This is a genomic window from Pandoraea sp. NPDC090278, from assembly GCF_044772185.1.
In the GTDB taxonomy this organism is placed as follows: Bacteria; Pseudomonadota; Gammaproteobacteria; order Burkholderiales; family Burkholderiaceae; genus Pandoraea.
In genome coordinates, this window is the sequence record NZ_JBIVYJ010000001.1 from 637,476 (window position 1) to 663,149 (window position 25,674).

Genomic DNA, 25,674 nt, shown 5'->3' on the forward strand with positions numbered 1-25,674 from the left:
GTAGCCGATCCGGCGCTCGGCGGTGGATTGATTTGGCGGGTTGCTTCGGCGGACTGCTTCGGATTACTTGCCGAGTTCGTGGCCGATCACGCCGCCGACGACGGCGCCGCCGATGGTCCCGGCGGTGCTGCCGCCGGTGGCTTCGTGACCGATGACGCCGCCTGCCGCTGCGCCACCCAGCGTGCACCCGATGATGGACGAACCCATCGCAAGCGCGGTGATGACAACGAGAATCGACTTGGCCATTTTCATGATGCGTCTCCTGTAGCAATTGCCGGGCGCGCATCGCGCGGCAGCATGACCTCAGCTTAGTGCGCGGGTGTTTTGCGCACTATCGGCAGCGACTGAATTGGCTGTAGGAATTGGACGACATGGGAAGTTTCGAGCGGTAACGAAAAAGGGTCTGCAAGCGCAGACCCTTTTTCATTACGTCAATACTTGGTGGGGCGTGAGTGACTCGAACACTCGACCTACGGATTAAGAGTCCGCTGCTCTACCAACTGAGCTAACGCCCCGGTGCTACCGGGAACAAAAAAGGCTGCAAGCGTCGCAGCCTTCCTGTAATGCTTTGGTGGGGCGTGAGTGACTCGAACACTCGACCTACGGATTAAGAGTCCGCTGCTCTACCAACTGAGCTAACGCCCCGATGCTACCGGGAATAAAAAAGGCTGCACGGCATCGCAGCCTTTCTTAAAAATTCGTTTGGTGGGGCGTGAGTGACTCGAACACTCGACCTACGGATTAAGAGTCCGCTGCTCTACCAACTGAGCTAACGCCCCAACGAGACCGAGATAATATCGGCTCTTCCGCATGGGGTCAACCCTTAATGGTGAAAATCCGCAAAAAAGGTCTCAGGCGAGAAGCGGAACCATCTCAAACGCCAGTACCGCGAGCACGGCGCCCACGACCACGAGCAGCGATCGCCAGCACATTCGAACGGTCCCTTTGCACGGCATTGCGCCGACAACGATTGCGCCGAATACCGCAATCGCAAACATGCAGACCAGCTGAGCGTTGGAAAGGTGGGGCGCGATCATGTTGGATCTCCCTGTCGCCACCAGGCGATGCACGAGGTAAGTCGCGTCTCAAGTATAGAAAACGGCTTCCCTCAAGCAAAGCGGCGCGACAACCGGGGTTTCCCCAGTGGCCGCGCCGTGCTTTCCGGACAGGTCTGCGATCCGTCCGAATCACCGGCAGGCGTTTCGGCTGCCGATGCTTCGAACGTCATGCATGCCCATCAGGGGACGTCGTCGTTATTCCGGAAGATCCAGGATCAGGATGATCGTCCAGGCGTCTTCGCCTTCGTGGTGGTACTGACGTTCCACCACAACGAACGGTTGCTTCTTGTCGCCCTTGCCGAGGAACATCACGTCACCTTCCTGCGGCAGGCATTCGAGCGGCGGCAACCCGAGCGGGGTGTCCTTGGGAACGAGTCGTTCGGCCTTCTTCGCTGCGCGCTCGGTCCACTCGATATCTAGTTGGATGTCACTCACCGGATGATCCTGTCTATGCAAATTGAAACGGCTGCATGGTAGCACGCAGCCTGCGCAGTCCACCGCCGTCCACCAACGCCGCCATGAAAAAAGCCCGCGCTCCAGGGCGGGAGCGCGGGCGAAAGTCCCATGCGATTACGGGGAACGCATGGCGACAGGAGAGGCGCCCGTGGGAAGCCGTGTGTGACTGCCGGGCCAGAGGGGAAGCACTGGACCGACGCACCACAGATAGCCCGGTAATACGTCGTTGGGCGGGGGCGCGCGCCTGTCGGCGGGACTAAGCGGGCATAAAGCAACGCAATCAAGCGAAGTAATAAGGTGACGCAACGCAGGCTGAAGATGCCGTTCGGCCTGCGTGCGTCAGTCACGCTGCCCGAGGGAGGCAGCGTGACGAGGGCCGGTTCGGTAGCTTACGGATTCGAGTACTTCATCTCGCCGTTCTGGCGCGCACGCACGAGTTCGTCGTAGACCTGTGCACGCGTCTTGCCCGGCACGTTGGCGTTGTTCATCGTGTTGAACGCCGGGTAGTCGTAGTCGTTCTGCGGAATCAGACCCTTGGCGCGTGCGTCGATCAGTTCCTCACGCACCTGTGCGCGGGTGAGCTGGGGCGCCGAAGAGGATTGGGACACCCAGCCGAACGGCGAGCCGTCGGGGTAAGCGTCGCTCGACAGATGCGATTGCGCGAAAACGGAACCTGCTGCGGTGGCCATCGTGGCCGAGATCAGTGCCGATGCAATGAGCTGGCGATTGAAGATGCGATTCATGACGTTAATTCCTTTTCTTCTGTGTTGCGGGGGCGCGCAATGCATCGGTACCGAGAGGCTGTTGGTAGGACGCGGTATGCGTTGTGCGCGACCGGTGAAGCCAGTCTATGCCTCCGGCTATCACGGAAAAACGGCAATTAAGGGAATAAATCATTACGCGAACTGCAACAATGCGACGTGCGTTCTCGCCTGTTGAGAGGTGCTCGGTGGCGCGGCATCAATGAAAAACGCCACCCGAAGGTGGCGTTCCTGGTGTGGCGATGCGGAGGTGTTCAGCGTGTGGCGATGGCAACGGCCGCACCGGCCATCACGGTACCCGTCGCACGATTCAGGCGCTTGACCGCGCGTGCTGAGCTGAGCAGTCGCCGTGCGCGGGACGCCAGCGCGATGTAGCTGCCGAACACAATGGCGAGCACCGTCAGTGTGACGCCGACGACTTCGACATAACCGAGTGCCGTTACGCGTTGCAGATCGAGCAAGTTGGGCAGCAGTGCGAAATAGAACACGACGACTTTCGGGTTGCCCATCGTGACCGAGAGACCGCCCAGAAAAAGACGCCAGGACTTCTCTCGTGGTGCGGCGGCCAGCGGCTCCGTCGGTGCGATGGCCGGGGCATTCCACATCTTCCAGGCGAGATAGAGAAGGTAAGCCGCGCCCGCGTACTTGATCGCGAGGAACACGCCGGAGAACGTATGCGCCAGTGCAGCCACACCGAGTACGGCGAGTGTGAGCCAGACAACATCCCCAATCGCGACGCCTGCGGTGAAAGCAATCGCGCCTTGCGTGCCGCGACCGAGAACGCGCGCGACGATGGCTGCGATACCGGGGCCCGGTGTGCCCGCGCCCACGAACAGCGCGAGCGCGAAAGTCAGCAAGTGAGTCCAGTCCATCTCGGCGTCTCCCCGCGTTGATGTGGTTCGGTGTTTGTCGATACGTCGTTGGTGCGCAGTCGTTGCAGGTCGGTCACCGGTCACTATCGCGATTGCGGTCTCGCGTCGATGACCGGTAATCCGGTGTCACGGATGTTATGCGCCGAGCCAGGGCAGGCCGCGGAAGCACCAGCCGCTCACATTCTTGCGGTGACCGCTGCCGTCCTTGTCGCCTTCGAAGCCTTCGAGGATGTCGAACGATTGCGTGAAACCGGCTTCATAAGCGACCTTCGCGGCAGCCTTCGAACGGGCGGCGCTGCGGCACAGGAACAGCAGCGGCGTCGTCTTGTCCGTCGTCTGCGACGTCAGTTGTTCCAGGAAGTGTTCGTTGGGCACGCCACCGGGATAGCGCACCCATTCGACGTTGGCGTACTGCCCGTCCGGCACCTGCGGACGGCCAACCCAATCGAGTTCAGCGCGCGTACGCACGTCGATCAGACGAACGTTGGCGTCGGCGTTGAGCAATGCCAGCGCTTCTTCCGGCGTGACTGCGCCTGCGTAGGCGAGCTGACCCGTGGCGCGACGCTGCGTTGCTTGGTCGAGAATGGCTTTTGCGCTTGTCATATTGCTGTGATCTCGTTAGTCGATGGTTGTCCTTCATTCTAGCGTGCAGCACACGCAAAGATGCGCTTTAAGTGACATCGCACGGCATTGGGAGTCGTCTGGATATTTTGTGGACCGAATCCAGCTCGCCCGACGACGGTGCAATATGGCGCACAACTTCGGATCAGTGGCGTGGCAAATTGGCACTGAAAAGGTGCATAATCGGAAAATGCACCAATTTAGTGATGTTTTGGTGCGGTGCGCACCGAAATGGAGAATTAAAGCCCACGAGCGGGAATTCGGCACTGGACGCACCAGCATCGAATATTTCCTTAGAAATCAGTGGGCGAGGGTGAGGCACGACAGTGAAGTGATGCGCTGGCACGCTTCCTGCTTATCACTGGCGAATCCGAACACGGAGTTCGTTAAGAGGGTGCGGCGACGCGGGCGATGAGCGCCAGCAGCGCCAGATTGAATCTTTCGGGAGATAGCATGAGCAAATCTGTGGCAGATGTGATGAACCTGGTTAAGGAAGAAGACGTCAAGTTCGTCGACTTCCGCTTTACGGACACGCGCGGCAAAGAGCAGCACGTCTCGGTGCCCGTGTCGCACTTCGACGCCGACAAGTTCGAGAGCGGTCACGCTTTCGACGGTTCGTCGATCGCTGGCTGGAAGGGCATCGAAGCCTCGGACATGCTGCTGGTGCCGGACGCCAACACCGCTTACATCGACCCGTTCTACGAAGAAAACACGCTGGTCCTGACCTGCGACGTGATCGAGCCGGCCGACGGCAAGGGCTACGACCGCGATCCGCGCTCCATCGCCAAGCGCGCTGAAGCCTACCTGAAGAGCACGGGCCTGGGCGACACCGCCTTCTTCGGTCCGGAGCCGGAATTCTTCATTTTCGACTCGGTCCAGTGGAACACGGACATGTCGGGCACCTTCGTGAAGATCAACTCCGAAGAAGCCCCGTGGTCCTCGTCGAAGGACTTCGACGGCGGCAACACCGGCCACCGTCCGGGCACGAAGGGCGGCTACTTCCCGGTCGCACCGGTCGACACGTTCCAGGACATGCGCTCGGAAATGTGCCTGTTGCTCGAACAACTCGGCGTGCCGGTTGAAGTGCACCACCACGAAGTGGCTGGCCAGGGCCAGAACGAAATCGGCACGAAGTTCTCGACGCTGGTCGAGCGCGCCGACTGGACGCAGATCCTGAAGTACGTCGTGCACAACGTGGCGCACAGCTACGGCAAGACGGCCACGTTCATGCCGAAGCCGATCGTTGGTGACAACGGTTCGGGCATGCACATCCACCAGTCGGTCTGGAAGGACGGTCAGAACCTGTTCGCAGGCAACGGCTACGGCGGTCTGTCGGAATTCGCGCTGTACTACATCGGCGGCATCATCAAGCACGCCCGTGCCCTGAACGCGATCACGAACCCGTCGACGAACTCGTACAAGCGTCTCGTGCCGCACTTCGAAGCCCCGGTGAAGCTGGCCTACTCGGCCCGTAACCGTTCGGCATCGATCCGTATCCCGTACGTTGCCAACCCGAAGGGCCGCCGCATCGAAGCGCGCTTCCCGGATCCGATGGCCAACCCGTACCTGGCGTTTGCCGCCATGCTGATGGCCGGTCTGGATGGCGTTCAGAACAAGATCCACCCGGGCGAAGCTGCCGACAAGAACCTGTACGACCTGCCGCCGGAAGAGGATGCAAAGATCCCGACCGTGTGCTCGAGCCTCGAACAGGCGCTGGAATACCTGAACGAAGACCGCGAGTTCCTGACCCGTGGCGGCGTGTTCACTGACGGCATGCTCGATTCGTACATCGCACTGAAGACGGACGAAGCGCGCCGTGTGGCCATGACCACGCACCCGCTTGAGTTCGAAATGTACTACTCGCTGTAATCGAGTCGCTGCGCAGCAATGCGCCGGCATGACGGAACGCCTGCGGCCGACCGTCATGCTCGACAAGCACGAGGGGATGGCCGCGGCCGTCCCCTTTTTTATCCGCAGCGCGCGCACCATGCATCGCCGAAGTGCATCGTGCTAGCGGCCTGCCACGAACCTAACGCCTAGATCCTTGATGAAAAGTGTCCGCGCTGGTGAGAAAGGGCAGACGAAGCGGGCCTCGCATTCCGCTGATGCCGCCGATGTTGCTGCTGCCGATTTGACGGCTGACGCCGCAGGCGTCTCCGCGCCCGTGGCTGCGTTGCATGCCGTGGTCGACCCTTGGGAAGTGAAGCTTGCCGCGACCGGCATTCTGCCCGGTCTGGAAGCGTTGCCGACCGTGCTGCTGGTGCTGGAAAAGCACTCGTTGCGCGTGGTCTTCGCAAACCCGGCCGCCGAAGCGTTGCTGGCCTTGTCCCGTCGCTCGCTCTCGCAGATGACGTGGAACGATGTGTTCACGAACGGCGAAGTGTTGTCATCGACGATGACTGAGCTCATCGCGAATCACTTCCAGACCACGCGCCTCGATCTGGTGCTGGAACGCACCGCGCAGGAGCCGTTGCACACCCACGCGATTGTGGCCGCCCCCGAGGCTGCGCCCGATTTTGTGATCGTCGAGCTGATCGAGAACGAGCAGAAGCTCAAGAACGAGCGCGAAGAGCGGATCATCGATCAGGCGTTGATGAACAAGCAGCTCATCCGCAACCTGGCGCACGAGATCAAGAACCCGCTCGGCGGCATTCGCGGTGCGGCGCAGTTGCTGGAGTTTGAGCTGGATCAGCGCGAATTGCGCGAATACACGCAGGTGATCATCAAGGAGTCCGACAGGCTTCAGACGCTGGTGGATCGCTTGCTGGAGCCGCATCGCCATCCGTATATCGCGACGGACGTGAATATCCACGAAGTCTGCGAGCGCGTGCGTTCGGTGGTACTCGCCGAATTCCCGCAAGGCCTGTCGATCGAGCGGGACTACGACGTCAGCCTGCCCGATTTTCGGGGCGACAAAGAGCAACTCATTCAAGCGCTACTCAATATCGTGCGCAACGGTGCCGAGGCGCTACGCGAGCAGATCGCACGTGGCGATGCACGCATCGTATTGCGCACGCGAGTGGCGCGAAAGATCACGATTGCCAAGCGATTGCACAAGCTGGCATTGGAATTGCATGTGATCGACAACGGGCCAGGCATACCTGCCGACATTCGAGATCGCATCTTCTATCCGCTCGTCTCCGGGCGAGAGGGCGGAAGCGGTCTGGGACTCACACTGGCGCAATCGTTCATTCAGCGCCACGACGGTCTGATCGAATGCGAAAGCCGGCCCGGACGGACGGATTTCCGAATCCTGCTGCCCCTGGGCTGATGCGGCCCTCACGCCGTCGGCCGTAACACCTGCGGCCGGGCATAGACGTTACACGGTGAACAATGAAGCCGATCTGGATAGTAGACGACGACCAATCCATCCGATGGGTGCTGGAGAAAGCACTCTCGCGAGCCAATCTGCCGGTGCGCAGCTTTACCGGTCCGCGCGAAGCCAGCGCTGCACTCGAACACGATTCGCCGCAAGTGCTGGTGTCGGACATCCGCATGGCGGGCGGCTCTGGCCTCGAATTGCTGCAAATGGCCAAGCAACGGCATCCCGGTCTGCCTGTCATCATCATGACGGCGTTCTCGGATCTGGATAGCGCCGTCGCCGCGTTTCAGGGCGGTGCGTTCGAGTATCTGGCCAAGCCATTCGACGTGGATCGTGCCGTCGAGCTGATTCTGCGCGCCGTCGAAGAAAGCCTGCGCGAAGCGACGGACGACGAGCGCATTACCGAAGAGCCCGAGATTCTCGGCCAGGCGAGTGCGATGCAGGACGTTTTTCGCGCCATCGGCCGTTTGTCGCATTCGAGCGCGACGGTACTCATCACCGGCGAATCGGGCTCGGGCAAGGAACTGGTCGCACGCGCATTGCATCGACATTCGCCGCGCGCTTCGGGGCCGTTCATTGCACTCAACACGGCGGCCATTCCGAAAGATTTGCTCGAATCCGAGCTGTTCGGCCATGAGCGTGGGGCGTTCACCGGGGCGCAGGCAACGCGTCGAGGACGCTTCGAGCAAGCGGAGAGCGGCACGCTGTTTCTCGACGAAATCGGCGATATGCCGCTGGATTTGCAGACGCGTCTGTTGCGCGTGCTCTCCGACGGCAACTACTACCGAGTCGGCGGCCACAGCCCGATCAAGGCGAACGTTCGCGTGATCGCGGCGACCCACCAGAATCTGGAAGATCGCGTGCGTCAGGGGCTGTTCCGCGAGGACCTGTATCACCGCCTGAACGTGATCCGGTTGCGCTTGCCGTCATTGCGCGAGCGTAACGAGGACATTCCGCTGTTGGTGCGTCACTTCCTGCAGAAGAGCGCACGCGAACTGGGTGTCGAAACCAAACGCATCAGCGAGGCGGCGCTCACGCATCTGACGCGTTTCCCGTTCCCGGGCAACGTGCGTCAGTTGGAAAACCTTAGCAACTGGCTGACGGTGATGGCACCGGCGCAGACCGTCGAGATCAAGGATTTGCCGCCGGAATTTCAGACGACAACCGCGCCCGCTGCGGTGGTGACCGGTATGCCTGCGTACGCGAACGGTGCGCCGCATGGCGGCGCCGCCACGCCGGGTAGTGTCGACCCGACGCAGGGGGCGGGGGGGTACGGCAGCGTGGGTGCGGTGCCGTCGGTGCCGGTTGGTGGCATGGGTGGTAGCGCGGGCGAGGTGGCGGGTATCCCGGGCGTACAGGGTGTGGAGAGCTGGGAGTCGATCCTGCGCCGCGAGGTCGCGCGATTGTTGCGCTCGGCCTCACCGGACGTGATGGACCAACTCACGCGCCGCTTCGAGACCGCGCTGATCAACGAAGCGCTGGACTTCACGCGCGGGCGCAAGGTCGAAGCCGCAAGTCGTCTGGGGATCGGGCGCAACACGATCACGCGCAAGATCCAGGAACTCGGGCTAGAAACCTGAAGCGAAACCGGGTAGGCTCCCTTGTTTCCTCACATCGCGACAAGGGAGCCGTATCATGGCAAGACGTATCCTGTTGACGGGCGCTACCGGACAAGTGGGCTGGGAATTGGCACGTTGCCTGCAAGGCATGGGAGACGTGCACGCCCCCGGACGCAGCGAAATGGATCTGCTGGACACCGACAGCGTGGTGCGGACCGTGCGCGACTTCGCGCCCGACCTGATCATCAATCCGGCCGCTTATACGGCCGTCGACCGTGCCGAGACGGAAGAAGCGGCAGCCTATCAGGTGAACGCCGTGGTGCCCGGCATCATGGCGGAAGAGGCGAAGCGTTTAGGTGCGCTCGTCGTTCACTACTCCACCGACTACGTATTCGACGGCACGTCATCCACGCCGTATCGCGAAGACGAACCGACCAATCCGCAAAACGCTTACGGCCGTACCAAGCTCGCCGGTGAAGCTGCTATTGCCGCAAGCGGCGCCAACCATCTGGTGTTGCGTACGAGCTGGGTGTACGGCGCGCGTGGCGCGAACTTTCTGCTGACGGTTCAGCGTCTGGCCCGCGAGCGCGACGAACTGCGTATCGTCGCCGATCAGCATGGTGCGCCGACCTGGTGTCGCACGATCGCCGAGCTCACGTCGCAGATGCTGGTACAGGGACTGGGCAATGCAGGAGAGGCTGGCATCGATGCCGATTTCTGGCGCGAGCGCGGTGGCCTCTACCATCTGACGGCTGCCGGCCAGACGACGTGGCATGGTTTCACTGAAGCGATTCTCGATCTGACGGCACCGGAGAAGCGTCCGAACGTTGTGCCGATTCCGACATCTGCCTATCCGTTGCCGGCCAGGCGTCCGGCCTTCTCCGTGCTCGACAACGACAAGCTCGCGCGCAACTTCGGCGTTCGTGCGCCCGACTGGCGCGACGCTCTCCAACTCTGTCTCGCCTGAGGCGACGACTGTCTCCTTCGGGGCTGTGCGACTAATTCGGAAATTCCTTAGCGCGCGGCCCCGGGTTCTTTCGGCAACATGGTGGCTTTTTGCGCACGCGCCCAAGCGTGTGTCGAGGAGCGACGCATCATGTGGTCACAGTCCGCTGTCACTCGTGGCGAACACACGCAGGCAGGCGCTACAGCCTCGTTCCCCTTGGAGCACGTCGAGGGCGGCGCAAACGGCAACGGTGCCTTACCGTCTTCCCGTCCGACATCCTTAAGCGAAGCGCCCGCGGAGGCACTGCGTTGCGCGATTCTGCGGGCCGATCCGGCTGAGCGTCGTGCGATCGCATCGCTGGTCTCGTGGCTGACGCACGCACTTGCGCAGGATGCAGGTCGGCGAGCGGGCTGCGGCCGCATCGAACGTCTGTGTGCGAGAGCCGACGCCGCACGAGGCGACTTACCCTTCGACAAAGCCGCGTTGACGCGGGTATGGAGCACGCGCTATTCGCATCTGTTGCACGGGGCGCGGCCCGCAGAGATCGCGCGCGACATGGTGGCGTGGTGTTCGCCGTCTCGCGACGGCAGTGCGCGTGCGCAGCAGTGGCATTGGTTGCCCTCAGGGAATGCCGTCCCCTTTGAGGCGGCGGTAATGACCGACTTGCCGCTGCGCGAGTGGCCACCCGACATCCTGTGCACGGCGTTGACGCTGACGAATCTAAGGGATGGTGCGCTGCCGGATCTGTCGCTATCGAATAGTGACTTGCGAGGCGTTCACGCACCGGGCGCGCAGTTTTGCGGCGGCCAGTTCAACGGAACAGACTGGTCGGGTGCGCGGCTGCGTCGCGCCGGGTTCGCCTACGCCAATCAGGTGGATGCCGACTTCGAACGGACGGATTTGCGTGAGGCATGTTTTCGCGCGGCGGTGCTGAGCGGCGCCCGCGTGGTTGGGGCCGATCTTCGCGGCGCGGAATTTCTGCATACCGTGATGGGCGGAGCCGATCTGAGCGAGACGCGTTGTCAGGGAGTGACGTTCGAGAAGGTGCGCCTCGATGACGCGTCCTTTCACCGGGCGCGCATGGACGGAGCATGCTTCACGAACGGTAGTGCGCGCCGCATGATGCTCGTTGGCACTCGGGCGAGACGTTCGAGATGGACATCGGTCACGATGAGCCACGGGCGGGCGTCCGGCGCAGACTTACGGGATGCCGAGTTTCGTCAGTGCGACCTTGTGGCGTGGGATGCGCGAGGCGCGCAGCTCAATGGCGCGTTCTTCGAGTCGTGCGACATGCGCCGCGCGCGTTTTTGCGGTGCCAGTCTCAAGCGGGTGCGCATCGGGCGCGACTGCGATCTGAGCGCGACGCAATGGCAAGACGTCCGGCTTCGACTGGATGGGGCTTGGCTACGCCAGCTGATGCCATCCGAACTGGATTCGGTGGTGCGATCATGGATGACCTTTCCTGTGGATCAACCCGCAACGCGCGTGGATGTCTTCCTGCAATTGTTGAATGCGCTGCGTCATCGGTCTGCATTGTCGGCCGTCACCGATGCCTCTGACGAGATGGCGCCACCGTTACATCGCTTACCAGAGCCCGTTCAGCGCAGCGACTGGCTCGGCCGTCTGCTGATTGCGCCGGGAGAGGTGGGCGGTCTGGCGGAACATGATTGTTTCGGGACGCTGCGCGCGCAATGGCTGGCGCGCAAAGTCGATACGCTGAACGACGTGCGTTTGACGCGTGACGAGGCTTCGTGGGCGACCGACGCGCTGATGGTGACGTTGCACCGCTTGTGTCTGACGGCGTCTCCCGAGACTGTCTGGTCGCATGCTGGCGCGATCTGCCAGACGCTTTATTGGGCGGAGGAGGGGCTGGACAGTGTCTGCGATTCGCGCACGATGGCCTTGCGCACGGCGTGGGTCAACACGCTGCCTGCGCAGGTGCATGTCGCGCTGTCGGCGGACGGCATCAACGCGCTGGATCCGGCCTACCTTGTGTGGATTCGGGCCGACGGCGAGGTGGCCGCGCGTCTGCCGAAAGCGTTGACAGCGGGCGTATGGGGCGCGGCGGGTGCAAGCCAGCCGAAGGAGGGGGATGTGGGCTTCGCGGGCCACCCGCTCCCGGGCTGGCACTGGGCAGGTACGAGAGTGGTCGTGCGCGATTTGGCGTCTCCCGGCGACTACGTGCCCGGCACCATGCGGCAACTTCAGGGTTTGCTGAGGGGGTTTGGGTGCCTCGCTGGCCTTTGGCCGGTGGAGCGACCGCTCGACGCGTTTGTCCGGCTGACTGGCCGGTGGCTTGGCGATTCGGGGGAGGTGCGCGCCAGTGCCGCGTGCGGGGGCGGTTGGCCGCTCGCCGTCAGCCCACTAGCCAGCGCGGTGAGTGAACTGCCCGTCGCGGTGCCGCTGTCGCGAGATGCCGAACTGAGTCCACCTGAGCGTCTCGACGCTACGGTTCGCACGTCACAGTCGCCCGCATTTGTGCGCTTGCATTCAGCGGGCCGCGTCGATATCGACGACGTGTTTCGCGACCATCCGCTCTCGACATCAGCCTCCCATGTGACGTTGGACATCTCCCTGTCACGCCGTGTCCGGTTCGTTTCCGTCGCCGCCGGGCTAGCCTGGCTGGCGACGCAACCAGAGTGGTATCTCTCGCTTCCGTCGATCGATGTGAGCAGATCCAGCGCAGACGGCGTACGCCTTGTCTGCCACCGCTACGCACTCGCGATGCTCAACGAGACGATGACCGGGGAGACCACGTGGCGCGTGTTGCCGCAGGCCATAGCGCTAAGGGCCTGCCTGTCGGACGATGCCGTTGCGTCGCGGTATCTGGCCGAACGATTGGTGCAATGGTTGACCTGCCCTGAGATCATGGCACTTCCCGGGCTGGCGGAGGCTTGTCGCCAGACGCTCCCATGGTTCTGGGCCATCCGATTCCCGCTTCCTGCCCACGTCATCGCGGAGGCGACTCACGCCGGTACTTCATCCCCGGATAGCGTTGCGGCGGATTGAGGGGCGTTTTGCCTGATATTCCGCCATCAGCCCGACCGCACTTTCGTGGTAAAAATACGTACGCGCCTTACGTTGCATTACGTCAGACATGCGTCACATTGCGTCGCGAGACGTCTCACCGAGCTTCATGACGCCACATTTCGTAAGCCGCGCCTCCTTAATCCGAGACTTTCCGGGGTGTTACACCCCTTCCAGGCATCATGCACTCGACTTGTATTGCGTCAGGCTATCCGGGGTTCGTGGCGGTCAATCGTCGCGAGCTTGACGCTCACGTCCCACTCTCCTGGCCACTGTTCGACGCTGATGGCACACCGTTGCTGGCGGCGGGTGAGCGCCTGCCGTCCGAAGCCGATCTCGACTGGTTTTTCACGATGTTTGCGCCTCACCGGCCGCTGCCTGAGGGCGCGACAACGGGTGAGGCCGCCGGTCGGACGGAGGCAGCGAATTCGGCGTCACCGCTCGATGCGGGGGCATCGACGGTCTATTTGCACGGTTTGCCGGTTCCGCTGCCGATCGGTGCGTGGATTCAGATGCGGGTGGCACCGGACGCCGAGATGACGCGCGTGCGGGCCCGCCTGATCGGCCGGGCGCCCAATGGCATGCTGATCATCACGCCTCCCATGGCGGGAGACTCGCGCATGCCGATGGTGGCGGGGGATCGGCTGGCGCTCTGGACGTTCCCGGGCGACAACCTCTACGAATTTACGTGCGACGTACATAGCGTGCACCACGGCCCGTTCGATTACGTGGTGCTGTCGCGTCCGTCGCAAGTGAGGGAGACGCCGGTGCGTCGTACGCCGCGTGTCGACACGCGACTCGTGGCGCGGCTGTCGCCTATCGACGAGACGTCGCGTGCGTCGCTTACGCGCATGCTGGCCGATCCGCAGGACACACCGGAGTGGCTCGTACTGGTGCGCGACATCAGTGCAGACGGTGCGGGCATCGTGGCGAAGGCCCCGTTGCCGGAGGGCTGTCTTCACGTCGCAGTGCAGTTCCGGGTGCCGATCGGGGCGGATATCGTGCCGATCGTCGGGCGTGGGGCGGTGCGCAGCGTCGAGGGGCCAAGGGCCGATGGCACGTGGGCTTACGGTCTCGAATTCATGCAGATGGATACGCGCAACAAGGCCGCGATTCGTTGTTTCGTCTATGAGTCGCGTCTCACGGATCCGCGCGCGGGTCAGTAGGGAACACGTCGCGGCGCTAAAGAAAACGGCACCCACGGGTGCCGTTTTTCATTGCCGCCCATGCTGCCGGGTCGTTGCCCGACCGCGGACAAGCCCCTCGTCAGTCCTTGAACGTGGCGACGACCGGCGTGTGGTCTGACGGCTGTTCCCAGGTGCGCGGCACGCGATCGATCTCGCAGCCGGTGCAGCGCTCGGCCAGGGCGGCGGAAGCGAGCACGTGATCGATGCGCAGTCCGGCGTTGCGGCGGAACGCGCCCATGCGGTAATCCCACCAACTGAACGTCTTTTCCGGCTGCTCGAACATGCGGAAGGTGTCGCGCAAACCGAGACCTTGCAGGCGCGCGAACGCCTGACGTTCCTGAGGCGACACCAGATTGCTGCCTTCCCATTTCGCCGGATCGTGCACGTCGCGGTCTTCCGGCGCGATGTTGTAATCGCCGAGCAGCGCGAGCTGCGGGTGACGTTGCAATTCGTCCGACAACCAGTGGGTGAGGGCGTCGAGCCAGTTGAGCTTGTAGACGAACTTGTCGGAATCGAGCGACTGGCCGTTCGGGAAGTAGCCGCAGACGACCCGCACGCCGCCGATGGTCGCCGAGATCAGACGTTGCTGTTCATCGGGGAAATTCGGCAGGTTCTTGACGAGGTCGGTCGCTTCCCCGACCTTGGCGTGATTCACGAGCAGCGCAACACCGTTGTACGTCTTTTGTCCGGTGAAGTGCGACGTGTAGCCGAGCGCGGCAATTTCCGTAATCGGAAAGTTCTCGTCGGTGAGCTTCAGTTCCTGAAGGCAGAGCACGTCGACGGGGTTGCTGCGCAGCCAGTCCTGCACATGTCCGAGACGAACCTTGAGCGAGTTGACGTTCCAGGTGGCGAGTTGCATGAAATTCTTTTGTCCTTTCTGGATAAGGGTTTGCGGGGTTTGTCCGTCGCTTTAACCCCTCCGGCTACCAGTGTAGCTACCAATTGAGGGCGCGGTAGAAAACGACCAAATGTGGCACGCATCGTAGCGCAGAACGTGCAACGCTACCTAACCAGACCAGGAGAAATGAAAAAGGGCGGGTGGTCCGCCCTATGAATATCTGCTTTCACCGGTTTAGTGTAGGTGTCGGTCCACCGTCGTCAGTTCTTCGCGTCCTGTCACCCAGCTCCCCCGGTGGGAGCTAAAAACTCCCCAATGCCCTGGTTCGTTTGTGGGGTTCCTGCACACTCCGAGATGTGCGAGCGCGATCTGAAAGACGCGTTTGAAGCTGGTGTCGTCCAACTCATCACTCGATTCGAGTTCCGCCTCGTAATTCGACAGGCCAATGCTCGCCCACTCTTCTCGTGCGAAGTCGAAAACCCACTGGTTGAATGAGAACGTTATCGCCCCTGCGTCACGGGAAACGTTGAAGGTAAGGGGGACGTACCTAATGCGTGGAGCGGAGATGCACACGACGTTATGAGCATCTTCCATCGAGAATCCGAAGGTCATCATGCAATGAAGTGGGTCGTCTAGAGCATGGGCATGCCCTAGCAGATCGAATTCGCTCAGCGCAATTGCTCGCCAGTTGTTGGTGTCGTCCGAGCCATGATATGTGTCGCGTAGGTGGGCGTACAGTTCAGCGAGAAGCCGTGAAACGAAGATTGCAGGTCCGCTCCTCTCATCCGCGCCGCCTACCCAGGCTGGTTCAACAAAACGGCCAGTATCGAGGAAGCGCTTTCGTACTACAACCCAAAGCGATACTGGGGCGATGTACTCTGTTTTTTGACTCATTAGGACGAACGCAAATAGTTAGGAATTCGCGCCTTGCAGGCGTTTAGTGATGTAAGGTCTGCGCCGACGATTCCGAAGCGAAACTTGCAGTAGTCTGCAAAATCCTGACGTTGTGGGGAAGGTAGCCTATTGATTGGTAAGTCGTCCCCCTCGTTGCCAAACGGGTCATGAAATTCGAATTTGAACGTTGGATACCGCTTAATAAAGAACGTGGTTTGAACCTCATCGTCAAGATACGTCCTTACAACCCCAACGTAGGCGAAGCAGGTGATAGCCGCCAGAAGACTAACGGCAAGCACGGCTGTCCGTATTCGTTGCTTCTTTATCATGGGGCCTTCAACCCAGTTGATGTGCGCAGCTGACTAACGATTTCGATGCCGATGTTGCCTGGGCAAATTTTTCCCTCCCCCAACTGTCTAGGGAACTCTCGATGTCCTCCGAGAGTATGTATCTCGAAGAAATCGCACAGGACCGTCACAAATTTCGAGAGCGCTTTCGTTTGGCGCTCGGGAGGGGGGGGCTTTTGCTTCAAGCCTAAGTTGTCTAGCATCCTACGAACCATTGAGACCGCATCACGACCTTCATCTACGTCAGCGAGGTTTTCGAGTAGGACTATGCCGATAACTCCAGTGTTGTAGTTGTGAACGTTTTCGCCTTTGAAGCGAATGTCGCGTCCCTCGAAGACGTTTCCAAAGCAATCTAATGCGTAGTGGTAGCCAATGTCGTCACTTGCAGCGGTACGTCTCCCCATCTGCATGTCTTGGATTTCTTGTAGCTGAAGCGCGCCAGGGCCGCACGCGAAACTTCTGCCTGCGTGATGGATAGCAATCTTGGTGTAATTCCAATCGGAATGCATCCGCGGGGTTCTTGCTTTATGTGCAGCCCAGTCAGAACGTTCTACAAAGTTCATGCCCGCGCGGCGAACATGATCGATGATCGCTTGTCGAGTGGCAGCACGATGATTTACCGAGATGGAGATGGCCGCTTCACTGTCACCAGTCTCGGTCGTTTGCCCAGATGTCCAATGTTCGATCGTATAGTCCGTCATTGTTTGGCCGATTGTTGGGCGCGTAAGGGGCGTTTGGGCGCTGAGAAGATGAAATGAATGCGGAAAGACTTTGCGCCACTGGTCTCTATCGTTGCGTACCCCTCACCGTCGGTTTCCCCAATTTGTTGAACGCCGCCTACGTATGCGATGAATTTCTGATTCGCTAGCGGCTCGCCGGTCGAACTGTTCCAAGCGTAGACGCGGCGAGAGTGTGTCAGTTGCTTTGGCTCCGGACGCTCAATAGGTTTGCGAAGCTGTTCTGCGACGGAACTCCCGGACGACGGGATTAATGCGCCACCATCCATCTGCATATAGGCCGAGGACTGAGACGCGAGCATGCTGGGCGGCCTGGGGCATTTGCATACACAGATGTCTCCATCCAGTGCTGCCTCGCGGCCATGCAAGTCAATAGAGCTGACGCGTGGGCCATGAGCGACAATTCTGCCGTCTGATTTACAGGTTCGGCAGAAAACTTTGGCACCGACGAATGTCGCATCGACGCCATATATCTTCATTGACGAGTCGCCTTCGATTACGATCCCGTCAGCGGTTGATTTGTCGCCTCTTCTCAAGTAATAACGTCGCACGCCTCACCGTTTGTATTGGAGTGGAAAGCGGGTACATATACAGAAGGGCTTATTGGGTGGCTATGGGGAAAACCTCAAATGTGCGGCGGGAGCGAGGAAAACCCAATGAATCTTGCGCGGGATGCTAGCAGGGGAGGGGGCGAACGCAGGCGTTCGGCGAGATGGGGCAGGCCGCGTTGCCGGCCAGAAGGGCTTCGATGCTTGCTGCGGTGATGCCGCTGGAGCGGGTGCCGATTTTGACGAGCTTCAGCTTCTCGGCGTTGATCAGCCGATAGACGGTAGCGCGGAATATTCTCGTGGTGGTGAGTGGCACGATCAAAAGCCCAGCTACCAGTCTAGCTACCAATTTCCGGTGCGCTATCCTGCTACTTTGTGAGACGGTGTGATTTTAATTGTTTTTAAAAATCAGTCGCTTAGGTTCGTTTTTAAGACGCCCTGAAACGTCATGAAGCATGCATTGACGTTCCAGGTGGCGAGTTGCATGAAAATCCTTTGAAAGTTAACGCAGGGCTCGGGTCTTACCCCTTGTGCGGTCTTAAGCCGCCTTATGCCTTGTCGGCGGGCAGCTTCGGCACCGCGACGAAGTCGTCGAGCGAGAGTCCCTTTTCCTTGAGCAGGGCTTCGAGCACCGGTTGCAGGCGGCCGAGGCTTTCCTGCACCGCTTCGCGGACCGTGTCGACGACCACCTGCGTGCTACGTTCGATTTCGATATTGACGCGCGAACCGGCCCCCTTGTCCTCGAACGTCGTCATGCGGCGCGTTTCCGGAATCAGCCACACCTCGAACCAGCCTTCCTGTCGGTTCACTTCAGAGACCGTCAGGCTCGCGCCGTTGATCGCGATGTAGCCCTTGGCGAAGACATACTTGCGGAACGCTTCGGGAATCGCGATGCGCAGCACGCGATTCGTATCCGAGGTGCGTACGCTGAGGATTTCGGTCGAGAAGTCGATGTGGCCCGAGAGCGGATGGCCGCCGATTTCCGCGCCATCCTTGGCCGCGCGCTCCACGTTGACCTGTGCGCCCGCGCCGAAGCTGCCGAGGGTTGTCACGTTCAGACTTTGGAGAATGACGTCGAACGACGCGGCGGTGGGCGAGAGCAGTTGCGTGACCGTCAGGCAGCAGCCGTCGACCGAGACGCTGGCGCCGAGGGTCAGGTCTTCGCAGAAGCCTTCGGGAAACGCCAGTTCGAGCGTGCGCATGCCATCGCGATCTTCGATGGACGACAGTGTGGCCGTGCCTTGAACAATTCCGGTGAACATCGTGATGTCGGTATAAAGAGTCGTAGGTTGCTATGCCGCAGTATTCTACTGCGTAGCGACGGTATGCCGCTCGTCATGGCTCGTGCTACGATGCCGCCTTTTCACGGGATCTCGACAGATCGCTATGGGTTTCGAAGGCTGCCTGCTGGCGGAAGACTTTTATTACTGGGCGGAGACGTCGCCCGCGCCGGAAGGACAGTTCTACGGGGTGGTGCACTTTACCGGATGGCGAGACGTGGACGACGTCATTGAATCGCTCGATCCGCCGCTCACCCACGCCACGCCCGACGCCTACCGCTGGGCAAGCGACGCGCTGGAAGCCGCGCACGCGCTGGCCAAGGCGCTGGCGGCCGAGGGCGACCTGGGCATCGATCCCTGAAGTAACGGACAACACCCGGACAACACCATGACACAGACTAAATTTGAGATTCAGAAGCGTCGCGGCCTGAAGATCGACGCCGGTGTGCGTCGCGGCCCGCCGACGGGCAAGGGCGTGGGCGCACAGGGCAAGCGCGGTGCTGGCGGCAGCAAGCTGCTGGGTGCGCTGCTCGGCACGCCGTCGGACGCGACGGAAGCGACCGACACCAATGACGTAAAGGATGACGCCGCCAAGGCGGACAAGAAGGCGTCCAAGGCCTGAAGCACTTGGGCACTGCAGTACTGAAGCGCTGGTGGGCTAACACGCCAACGCTTCAGGCACGAACGCATCAACGCATCACGGCACGATCGCCAGGAACAGGAACGCCGCGAACAGCACCAGGTGGACGGCACCTTGCAGCACGGTCGTGCGTCCGGTGCCCAGCGTAAGCACGCTAACCAGCAGCGTGACGGCGAGCAGCACCGTCTCTTTCGGCGCGAGTCCCAGTTCGATCTGCTGATCGAGCAACAGCGACACCGCAGCCACCGTCGGAATCGTCAGGCCGATACTGGCCAGCGCCGAACCGAGCGCCAGATTCAGACTGGTCTGCAGCTTGTTGGCACGCGCGGCGCGCAGCGCGGCCAGCCCTTCGGGCAGCAGCACCAACGCAGCAATGACAATCCCTACCACTGCCTTCGGCGCGCCTGCCGTCGCCACGGCCTGTTCCACGGCGGGCGAGAGCTTTTTCGCCAATCCCACCACGGCCACCAGCGCCACGACCAGCAAGCCGAGACTCAACACTGCCGTACGGCGCGAGGGCGGCGGTACGTGAACTTCCTCGCTCGGCGCTTTCGCCAGGAAGTAATCGCGATGGCTCACCGTCTGGACGAACACGAACACCATATAAAGCACCAGCGAGATCACGCCTTCGAACGCCAGTTGCGACGCCGTCAGCCCCGGGCCGACCACGGAATTCGTGTAGTTCGGCAGGACCAGCGTAAGCACGGACAGCGCACACAGCACGGCGAGCGCCGCGCTCGCGCCTTCTACGTGAAAGCCCTGCGTGTGGTGACGCACCCCGCCGAACAGCAGGCATAAGCCGACGATCCCCGTCGAGACGATCATGATGGCGGCGAACACCGTATCGCGCGCCAGCCCTGCTTTGTCCGGTCCTCCGGAGAGCATCACTGAGACGATCAGTGCCACTTCGATGATGGTCACGGCCACGGCGAGGACCAGCGTGCCGAATGGCTCGCCGACCTTGTGGGCGACGGTCTCGGCATGGTGCACGGCCGAGAACACGGCCCCGGCGAGTGCCGCTGCACATAACGTGAGCGCTGCGGCGTTCGGCAGAAACGCGGCAACGACGAGGGCAACGAGGGCCAGGATTGGCATGTACATCGTCCAGTGGCCCAGCTTGGCGGTCTTTGAGGAGGACATCGTCGGAGACTCCAGAATTTCGGGGAACGGGTGCAGCCAGGGGTACGGCAGATCAAGCGACGGCGGGAACATTGCCCCGATGAGAACCTCGGAGCGACAGATCATGGTCGCAGAAAAGTGACACCCAGACAACAAGAAGGCGTTGACTTGCGACGCGGTGCAATCTCGCGATGCAAATTTACGGAGATCCGCATGAACAAACGATCTTGCGCGATCGCGTGTTTGACTCCGAGTCGGAAACTATCGATTAATTCCTGTGATTTGGCCAAGAATCGAAAGCCTGTGATGTCGTTGGTGGGTTAGGCGAAATTTTGCGTTGACACCCGATGGGTGACGGGCGCAACATTCCGTTCATTGGTCTTACCACTGAGCGGCATCATGTCATTCGATCCCATCGTGCAGGTTTCCGTCTCGGAGCAGGTCGCGCAGCGCTTGCTCACGATGATCCGCACCGGGCTGCTCAAGCCCGGCCAGCAACTGCCGCCCGAGCGTGACCTCGCGAGCATGCTGGGCGTCGGACGCCCGGCCGTGCGAGAGGCGATTCGCGGGCTGGCACTGCTTGGGTTGCTGCGGATTCGTCAGGGCGAAGGGACTTTCGTCGGTTCGCTCGAAATGCGGGAGTTGCTCGAACCGCTGGAACTGGTCATCGAGCTTAACGCTGGCACGCTGGAATCTCTGTTCGACGCGCGTCTGGTCATCGAGCCCGGCGTCGCCGCGTTGGCGGCCACGCACATCAGCGATGAGGACATCGCACGTCTGCACGCGCTCGTCGATGACGAACAGGCGCTGCTAGGAAATCCCGAAACGTTCTCGGCGACCGACATGGCCTTCCACGAGACCATCATCGACGCCTGCGAGAACCCTTTCCTGCAAAGCATCGCGAACAGTCTCTATCTGCTGGGCAAGAAGAGTCGCCGTGTCACGTCGCAAGTCGATGGCGTGCTCGAACGCAGCTTGCAGGACCATCGCCACATTCTCGACGCGCTGGATGCGAGAGACCCCGAGCGGGCCGCGCAGGCAATGCGCCAGCATCTGTGCCGCGTGCGCGATGCCTATGCTGCTTCCGCGACGTCCACCGTGACGGCAAGAGACGACGCCGCCGCTGTGGCCGCGCACGCTACCACGAACATCTAAGTCGGCTTACCCGGCACTTCCGTAAATCCCCAACTATCCACAGGCTCACGAGGAGACACTCATGACTGGCCGACTGACGGGCAAAACCGCCGTCATTACTGCTGCGGCACAAGGCATCGGACGCGCCTGCGCCGAGGCCTATCTGCGCGAAGGCGCACACGTGATCGCCACCGATCTGAACGCCGACGCGCTTGCGCAACTGGACGATCACCCGAACCTGACGCGGCGTGCACTCGACGTGACCGATGGCGCGGCCGTGACCACGCTCGCGGGCGAACTCGGCGCGATCGATGTGCTGTTCAACTGCGCGGGTTTCGTACATCACGGCTCGATTCTCGAGTGCGACGAAGCCGCGTGGGACTTCTCGTTCGACCTGAACGTGAAGAGCATGTACCGCACCACGCGCGCGTTTCTGCCCGCGATGCTGGCCGCAGGCGGCGGGGTGATCATCAATATGTCGTCGGCGGCGTCCAGTGTGAAGGGGGTGGCCAATCGCTGCGTCTACGGCACGAGCAAGGCGGCGGTGATCGGGCTGACGAAGTCGGTGGCGGCCGATTTCGTCGCGCGCGGCATCCGCTGCAACGCGATCTGCCCGGGCACGGTCGAGTCGCCGTCGCTGCGTCAGCGCATTGCCACGCAGGCCGATGCTGCGGGCACAAGTCTGACGGCCGTACGCGAGCAGTTCGTGGCGCGTCAGCCGATGGGGCGTGTGGGCACGCCCGAAGAAATTGCGGCACTCGCCGTCTATCTGGGTTCGGACGATTCCTCGTTCACCACCGGCGCCATCCATCTGATCGACGGCGGCTGGTCCAACTGATTTCGCAAGGAGATTTGCTTTGAAACTGCTGCGTTACGGCCCGAAGGGCCAGGAAAAGCCGGGCCTGCTCGATACGGACGGCCAGGTGCGTGATCTCTCCAGTGTGATGGCCGACATTACGCCGCAAGCGCTGAGCCCTCAGGGGCTGGCGGCGCTGCGGGCGCTCGATGTGAAGGCGTTGCCGGTGGTGGCGTCACCGGGCCGGTTGGGCGTGCCGTTCTCGGGGCTGGGCAAGTTTCTCGCCGTCGGCCTGAACTACAGCGATCACGCGGCGGAGTCTGGACTCGCTGTGCCGTCGGAGCCGGTGCTCTTCACGAAGTGGGACAACTGCCTGACGGGGCCGAACGACCCGGTGGTACTGCCCAAGGACTCGGTCAAGGGCGACTGGGAAGTCGAACTGGGCTTCGTGATCGGCACGACGGCGCGTTACGTACCGCTGGAGCGCGCGCTCGATTACGTCGCCGGGTATTGCGTGGTCAACGATGTCTCCGAGCGCGAGTACCAGATCGAGCGCGGCGGCACGTGGGACAAGGGCAAAGGTTTCGACACCTTCGGTCCGGTCGGTCCGTGGCTGGTGACGACCGACGAAGTCCGCGACCCGCAGCAACTCGGCCTGTGGCTCGACCTCAACGGTGTTCGTCGCCAGACGGGCAACACGTCGACCATGATTTTCAGTGTGGCCTATCTGGTGCATTACCTCAGCCAGTTCACGACGCTCAAGCCGGGCGATCTCGTGACGACGGGCACGCCCCCGGGCGTGGGACTCGGTCAGAAGCCGCCGGTCTTCCTGAAGCCGGGCGACGTCATGCGACTGGGCATCGACGGGCTGGGCGAGCAGACGCAGCAAGTGCACGCGTACGACGCACGCTTGCTCGACTGAGCGTCTGTCCGAATCGTTTCACATCCATTCGGTAAGTTGATGGAAGTGGGCGATGGCGACACATCGACGACATTCTTCGGAGCGATTCATCATGCAAGATTTGAAAGGCAAGTTCGTGCTGATCACGGGTGCGAGTACCGGCATCGGGGCGGCAGCGGCGACGGCGTTCGCCGCACAGGGCGCGAACGTGGCGGTGCATTACAACCGCTCGGCCGACAAGGCGGAAGCAGTGGCAGAAGCGGTGCGCGCGCATGGCGTGAAAGCCATGACGGTCGCGGCCGATGTGCAGGACACCGGCGCCATCGATGCTGCCGTGGCACATGTGCTCGACGGCTTTGGCCGTATCGACATACTGATCAACAACGCGGGCAGTCTCGTCAAACGCACGCCGTTCACGGAAGTGACGGACGCCTATTTCGACGACGTGCTCAACGTCAATGCGCGCTCCGTCGTCGCGTTCTCGCGCGCTGTCGTACCCGCGATGCGCAAGCAGGGTGGCGGCGCGATCGTCAACGTGACGTCGATTGCGGCGCGTCACGGTGGCGGCCCCGGTGCACTGATTTACGCTGCGGCGAAAGGCTTCGTGAGCACGCTCACGCGAGGCATGGCCAAAGAGTTGATGCCCGACCGTATTCGCGTGAATGCCGTCTCGCCGGGCGTGATCATGACGCCGTTCCACGAACAGTTCAGCACGCAGGCGCAGATCGACGCCTTCCGTCAGAGCATTCCGATGGGACGCCTTGGCGAACCCGACGAGTGTTCCGGGGCGTTCCTGTATCTCGCTTCGGAGACGCTGGCGAGCTATGTGACCGGCCAGATCATCGAGGTCAATGGCGGACAACTGATGCTGTAACACGCAGGTGTGGCCGATGCCGGAGACTCGGAAAGTTCCGCATCGGCATTGCCTGGCGGCCCAATTTCGCCCGGGATACGCGGTTGCGGGTTCGCTTCTTCGGTAATTGCTGGCACACTTGCCCCATTCGTCCGCTTACCCCGGTGACATCGGGGTGCGAGCACAACTATCGAGGGGCAAATGGAACGCTGTCCGTGGAGTGAAGGCTTCGAACAATATCGTCAGTATCACGATCAGGAGTGGGGCGTGCCGTTGCGCGACTCCCGCGAGTTGTTCGAATTGCTGATGCTCGAAGGGGCGCAGGCCGGGTTGTCGTGGTCCACGATCCTCAAGAAGCGCGATACCTATCGCAAGGCCTTCCACAATTTCGACCCGGTGCGTATTGCGAAGTACGGACCGGAGGACGAAGCACGTTTGATGGCCGATCCCGGCATCGTGCGCAATCGTCTGAAGGTCAATGGCGTCATCAAAGGGGCCAAGGCGTATCTGGCGATGGAGGCCTCGGGAACGCGTTTCAGCGACTTCGTCTGGCAGTTCGTGGGCGGTGAGACGCTGCAAAACCGCTGGACTTCCCTTGGCGAAGTCCCGGCAACGTCCGCCGTGTCGGACGCCATGAGTCGCGCGCTGAAGAAGGCGGGATTCACGTTTGTGGGCTCCACCATCTGCTATTCGTTCATGCAGGCCGCCGGGATGGTGAACGACCATCTGGTCGCGTGCCCGCGTCATAAAGCGGTGAAGACGCTTGCGGCCAACGAGGCTAAAAACAGCGGCGCATCGGCCCGGAAACGCCGGGCAGGGGCGTCGTCGGCTACAATCGCGCCTGACGAATCAGGATCTGCCTAATGTTTAGCTACCGCCACGCATTCCACGCCGGCAACCATGCCGACGTACTGAAACACTTCATCGCCGTTGAATGCATCGATTACATGCGCCAGAAAGACACGGCGTTCTGGTATATCGACACGCACGCCGGCGCGGGCGGCTATGCGCTCGACGGCAAGTGGGCCGACAAGACGGGCGAGTATGAGACGGGTATCGGCCGTCTGTGGACGCGTGACGATCTGCCGCCTGCGCTGGCGGACTACGTGGCGCTGGTCCGGGAGTTCAATCCGGACGGCAAGCTGAGTTACTACCCCGGCTCGCCGTACTTCGCGCTGCAACTGCTGGGCGATCGCGACCGTCTGCGCTTGTTCGAGGCACATCCGACCGAACAGGAAGTGCTGCGCGAGAACTTCGAAGCGCAGGGGCGTGCGGTCGCACGTCGCACGATGATTTTCGGGGCCGACGGTTTCGCAGGCCTCAAGACGATTTTGCCGCCGGCACCGCGCCGGGGGTTCACGCTCATCGACCCGTCCTACGAGGACAAGCGCGATTACACGCGCACGACGCAGACGGTGCAGGAAGGGCTCGATCGCTTCCCGACCGGCATGTACGCCGTGTGGTATCCGCTCGTGCAACGTCGCGAAGCCGCGCAACTGCCGGAGCGCATGAAGCGGCTGACGATTGACGAGAAGCCGATCAAGAACTGGCTGCACGTTTCGCTGACGGTCTGCAATCCCGTGCCGGGGGGTATGGGCCTGCACGGCAGCGGCATGTTCATCGTGAACCCGCCGTACATGCTGCAGGACACGCTCAAGACGACGATGCCGTATCTCGTCAAGGCGCTCGGACAGGACAAGGGCGCGCAGTTCTTGCTGGAAGGCAAGCAGAGCTGAGGCGATCAGCGCGGATTTCGGCGAGCCGGAACGGAAACGCCC

26 protein-coding genes and 3 tRNA genes are annotated in these 25,674 nt (G+C 61.6%); 14 read left to right on the forward strand and 15 right to left on the reverse strand.

Going from position 1 to position 25,674, the window contains the following annotated elements:
* Nucleotides 1-63: 63 nt before the first annotated feature.
* From ACIQWO_RS02780 to ACIQWO_RS02820, 9 genes are all read right to left on the reverse strand, one after another.
* Nucleotides 64-252 carry a glycine zipper 2TM domain-containing protein gene (locus tag ACIQWO_RS02780; RefSeq protein ID WP_044455446.1) on the reverse strand — a complete coding sequence of 63 codons (189 nt, stop codon included), beginning with the start codon at nucleotides 250-252 and terminating at the stop codon, nucleotides 64-66.
* Between the two features lie 187 nt (nucleotides 253-439).
* Nucleotides 440-515, reverse strand: a tRNA-Lys gene (locus ACIQWO_RS02785).
* Between the two features lie 54 nt (nucleotides 516-569).
* Nucleotides 570-645, reverse strand: a tRNA-Lys gene (locus ACIQWO_RS02790).
* 58 nt (nucleotides 646-703) lie between these two features.
* A tRNA-Lys gene (locus ACIQWO_RS02795) sits at nucleotides 704-779 on the reverse strand.
* 72 nt (nucleotides 780-851) lie between these two features.
* On the reverse strand, nucleotides 852-1,037 hold the full coding sequence (locus tag ACIQWO_RS02800) for a hypothetical protein (RefSeq protein ID WP_039398971.1): 186 nt from the start codon (nucleotides 1,035-1,037) through the stop codon (nucleotides 852-854).
* A 216-nt stretch (nucleotides 1,038-1,253) separates the two neighbouring features.
* Nucleotides 1,254-1,493: a hypothetical protein gene (locus ACIQWO_RS02805; RefSeq protein ID WP_039398969.1), complete on the reverse strand. Its 240-nt coding sequence runs from the start codon at nucleotides 1,491-1,493 to the stop codon at nucleotides 1,254-1,256.
* 410 nt (nucleotides 1,494-1,903) lie between these two features.
* Nucleotides 1,904-2,257, reverse strand: a complete 354-nt coding sequence (locus tag ACIQWO_RS02810) for a DUF4148 domain-containing protein (protein WP_402818879.1) — start codon at nucleotides 2,255-2,257, stop codon at nucleotides 1,904-1,906.
* 272 nt (nucleotides 2,258-2,529) lie between these two features.
* A complete protein-coding gene (locus ACIQWO_RS02815; RefSeq protein WP_402818882.1) occupies nucleotides 2,530-3,147 on the reverse strand; it encodes a LysE family translocator in 618 nt (205 codons plus the stop codon).
* A gap of 135 nt (nucleotides 3,148-3,282) precedes the next feature.
* Entirely contained in the window at nucleotides 3,283-3,750 is a 468-nt protein-coding gene (locus tag ACIQWO_RS02820) for a rhodanese-like domain-containing protein (RefSeq protein ID WP_402818885.1), read from the reverse strand.
* Nucleotides 3,751-4,221: 471 nt separating this feature from the next.
* Here ACIQWO_RS02820 and glnA point away from each other — a divergent pair, with 471 nt between their 5' ends.
* From glnA to ACIQWO_RS02850, 6 genes are all read left to right on the forward strand, one after another.
* Nucleotides 4,222-5,637 carry a type I glutamate--ammonia ligase gene (gene glnA, locus ACIQWO_RS02825; RefSeq protein ID WP_402818888.1) on the forward strand — a complete coding sequence of 472 codons (1,416 nt, stop codon included), beginning with the start codon at nucleotides 4,222-4,224 and terminating at the stop codon, nucleotides 5,635-5,637.
* A 178-nt stretch (nucleotides 5,638-5,815) separates the two neighbouring features.
* Complete coding sequence (gene glnL, locus ACIQWO_RS02830) at nucleotides 5,816-7,039, forward strand: nitrogen regulation protein NR(II) (RefSeq protein WP_402818891.1); 1,224 nt, start codon at nucleotides 5,816-5,818, stop codon at nucleotides 7,037-7,039.
* A gap of 62 nt (nucleotides 7,040-7,101) precedes the next feature.
* Complete coding sequence (gene ntrC, locus ACIQWO_RS02835; protein ID WP_402818894.1) at nucleotides 7,102-8,670, forward strand: nitrogen regulation protein NR(I); 1,569 nt, start codon at nucleotides 7,102-7,104, stop codon at nucleotides 8,668-8,670.
* Between the two features lie 55 nt (nucleotides 8,671-8,725).
* A complete protein-coding gene (gene rfbD, locus ACIQWO_RS02840; protein WP_402818897.1) occupies nucleotides 8,726-9,616 on the forward strand; it encodes a dTDP-4-dehydrorhamnose reductase in 891 nt (296 codons plus the stop codon).
* A 129-nt stretch (nucleotides 9,617-9,745) separates the two neighbouring features.
* Nucleotides 9,746-12,604: a pentapeptide repeat-containing protein gene (locus ACIQWO_RS02845; protein WP_402818900.1), complete on the forward strand. Its 2,859-nt coding sequence runs from the start codon at nucleotides 9,746-9,748 to the stop codon at nucleotides 12,602-12,604.
* A 200-nt stretch (nucleotides 12,605-12,804) separates the two neighbouring features.
* A complete protein-coding gene (locus ACIQWO_RS02850) occupies nucleotides 12,805-13,788 on the forward strand; it encodes a flagellar brake protein (protein WP_402818903.1) in 984 nt (327 codons plus the stop codon).
* Between the two features lie 100 nt (nucleotides 13,789-13,888).
* Here the strand turns inward: ACIQWO_RS02850 and xth are convergent, their stop codons facing one another.
* From xth to ACIQWO_RS02875, 5 genes are all read right to left on the reverse strand, one after another.
* Complete coding sequence (gene xth, locus ACIQWO_RS02855; RefSeq protein ID WP_402818906.1) at nucleotides 13,889-14,668, reverse strand: exodeoxyribonuclease III; 780 nt, start codon at nucleotides 14,666-14,668, stop codon at nucleotides 13,889-13,891.
* 1,198 nt (nucleotides 14,669-15,866) lie between these two features.
* The gene (locus ACIQWO_RS02860; protein WP_402818909.1) at nucleotides 15,867-16,589 is read right to left on the reverse strand and encodes a peptidoglycan recognition family protein; all 723 of its coding nucleotides are present in this window, start codon (nucleotides 16,587-16,589) and stop codon (nucleotides 15,867-15,869) included.
* Entirely contained in the window at nucleotides 16,586-17,176 is a 591-nt protein-coding gene (locus tag ACIQWO_RS02865) for a PAAR domain-containing protein (protein WP_402818912.1), read from the reverse strand. The genes ACIQWO_RS02860 and ACIQWO_RS02865 overlap by 4 nt, the downstream gene beginning before the upstream one ends.
* 124 nt (nucleotides 17,177-17,300) lie before the next feature.
* Complete coding sequence (locus ACIQWO_RS02870; protein ID WP_402818915.1) at nucleotides 17,301-17,489, reverse strand: helix-turn-helix transcriptional regulator; 189 nt, start codon at nucleotides 17,487-17,489, stop codon at nucleotides 17,301-17,303.
* A gap of 232 nt (nucleotides 17,490-17,721) precedes the next feature.
* Entirely contained in the window at nucleotides 17,722-18,435 is a 714-nt protein-coding gene (locus ACIQWO_RS02875) for a riboflavin synthase subunit alpha (RefSeq protein WP_150659162.1), read from the reverse strand.
* Between the two features lie 124 nt (nucleotides 18,436-18,559).
* Between ACIQWO_RS02875 and ACIQWO_RS02880 the strand changes: the two genes are divergently transcribed.
* Together ACIQWO_RS02880 and ACIQWO_RS02885 are read left to right on the forward strand one after the other, a co-directional pair.
* A complete protein-coding gene (locus ACIQWO_RS02880) occupies nucleotides 18,560-18,814 on the forward strand; it encodes a hypothetical protein (RefSeq protein ID WP_402818920.1) in 255 nt (84 codons plus the stop codon).
* Nucleotides 18,815-18,841: 27 nt separating this feature from the next.
* Nucleotides 18,842-19,075, forward strand: coding sequence for a hypothetical protein (locus ACIQWO_RS02885; RefSeq protein ID WP_402818923.1), 234 nt, complete (start codon nucleotides 18,842-18,844; stop codon nucleotides 19,073-19,075).
* Nucleotides 19,076-19,150: 75 nt separating this feature from the next.
* Here the strand turns inward: ACIQWO_RS02885 and ACIQWO_RS02890 are convergent, their stop codons facing one another.
* Entirely contained in the window at nucleotides 19,151-20,233 is a 1,083-nt protein-coding gene (locus ACIQWO_RS02890) for a calcium:proton antiporter (protein WP_402818926.1), read from the reverse strand.
* Nucleotides 20,234-20,611: 378 nt separating this feature from the next.
* Here ACIQWO_RS02890 and ACIQWO_RS02895 point away from each other — a divergent pair, with 378 nt between their 5' ends.
* The 6 genes from ACIQWO_RS02895 (at nucleotide 20,612) to ACIQWO_RS02920 (ending at nucleotide 25,632) form a co-directional block, all read left to right on the forward strand.
* On the forward strand, nucleotides 20,612-21,367 hold the full coding sequence (locus tag ACIQWO_RS02895) for a FadR/GntR family transcriptional regulator (protein WP_402818929.1): 756 nt from the start codon (nucleotides 20,612-20,614) through the stop codon (nucleotides 21,365-21,367).
* Between the two features lie 61 nt (nucleotides 21,368-21,428).
* Nucleotides 21,429-22,184 carry an SDR family oxidoreductase gene (locus ACIQWO_RS02900; protein ID WP_402818932.1) on the forward strand — a complete coding sequence of 252 codons (756 nt, stop codon included), beginning with the start codon at nucleotides 21,429-21,431 and terminating at the stop codon, nucleotides 22,182-22,184.
* 19 nt (nucleotides 22,185-22,203) lie between these two features.
* Nucleotides 22,204-23,064, forward strand: a complete 861-nt coding sequence (locus tag ACIQWO_RS02905) for a fumarylacetoacetate hydrolase family protein (RefSeq protein WP_402818935.1) — start codon at nucleotides 22,204-22,206, stop codon at nucleotides 23,062-23,064.
* A 91-nt stretch (nucleotides 23,065-23,155) separates the two neighbouring features.
* Nucleotides 23,156-23,917, forward strand: coding sequence for an SDR family NAD(P)-dependent oxidoreductase (locus ACIQWO_RS02910; RefSeq protein WP_402818938.1), 762 nt, complete (start codon nucleotides 23,156-23,158; stop codon nucleotides 23,915-23,917).
* A 180-nt stretch (nucleotides 23,918-24,097) separates the two neighbouring features.
* On the forward strand, nucleotides 24,098-24,760 hold the full coding sequence (locus ACIQWO_RS02915; protein ID WP_402818941.1) for a DNA-3-methyladenine glycosylase I: 663 nt from the start codon (nucleotides 24,098-24,100) through the stop codon (nucleotides 24,758-24,760).
* A complete protein-coding gene (locus tag ACIQWO_RS02920) occupies nucleotides 24,760-25,632 on the forward strand; it encodes a 23S rRNA (adenine(2030)-N(6))-methyltransferase RlmJ (RefSeq protein WP_402818943.1) in 873 nt (290 codons plus the stop codon). The genes ACIQWO_RS02915 and ACIQWO_RS02920 overlap by 1 nt, the downstream gene beginning before the upstream one ends.
* Nucleotides 25,633-25,674 lie beyond the last annotated feature (42 nt).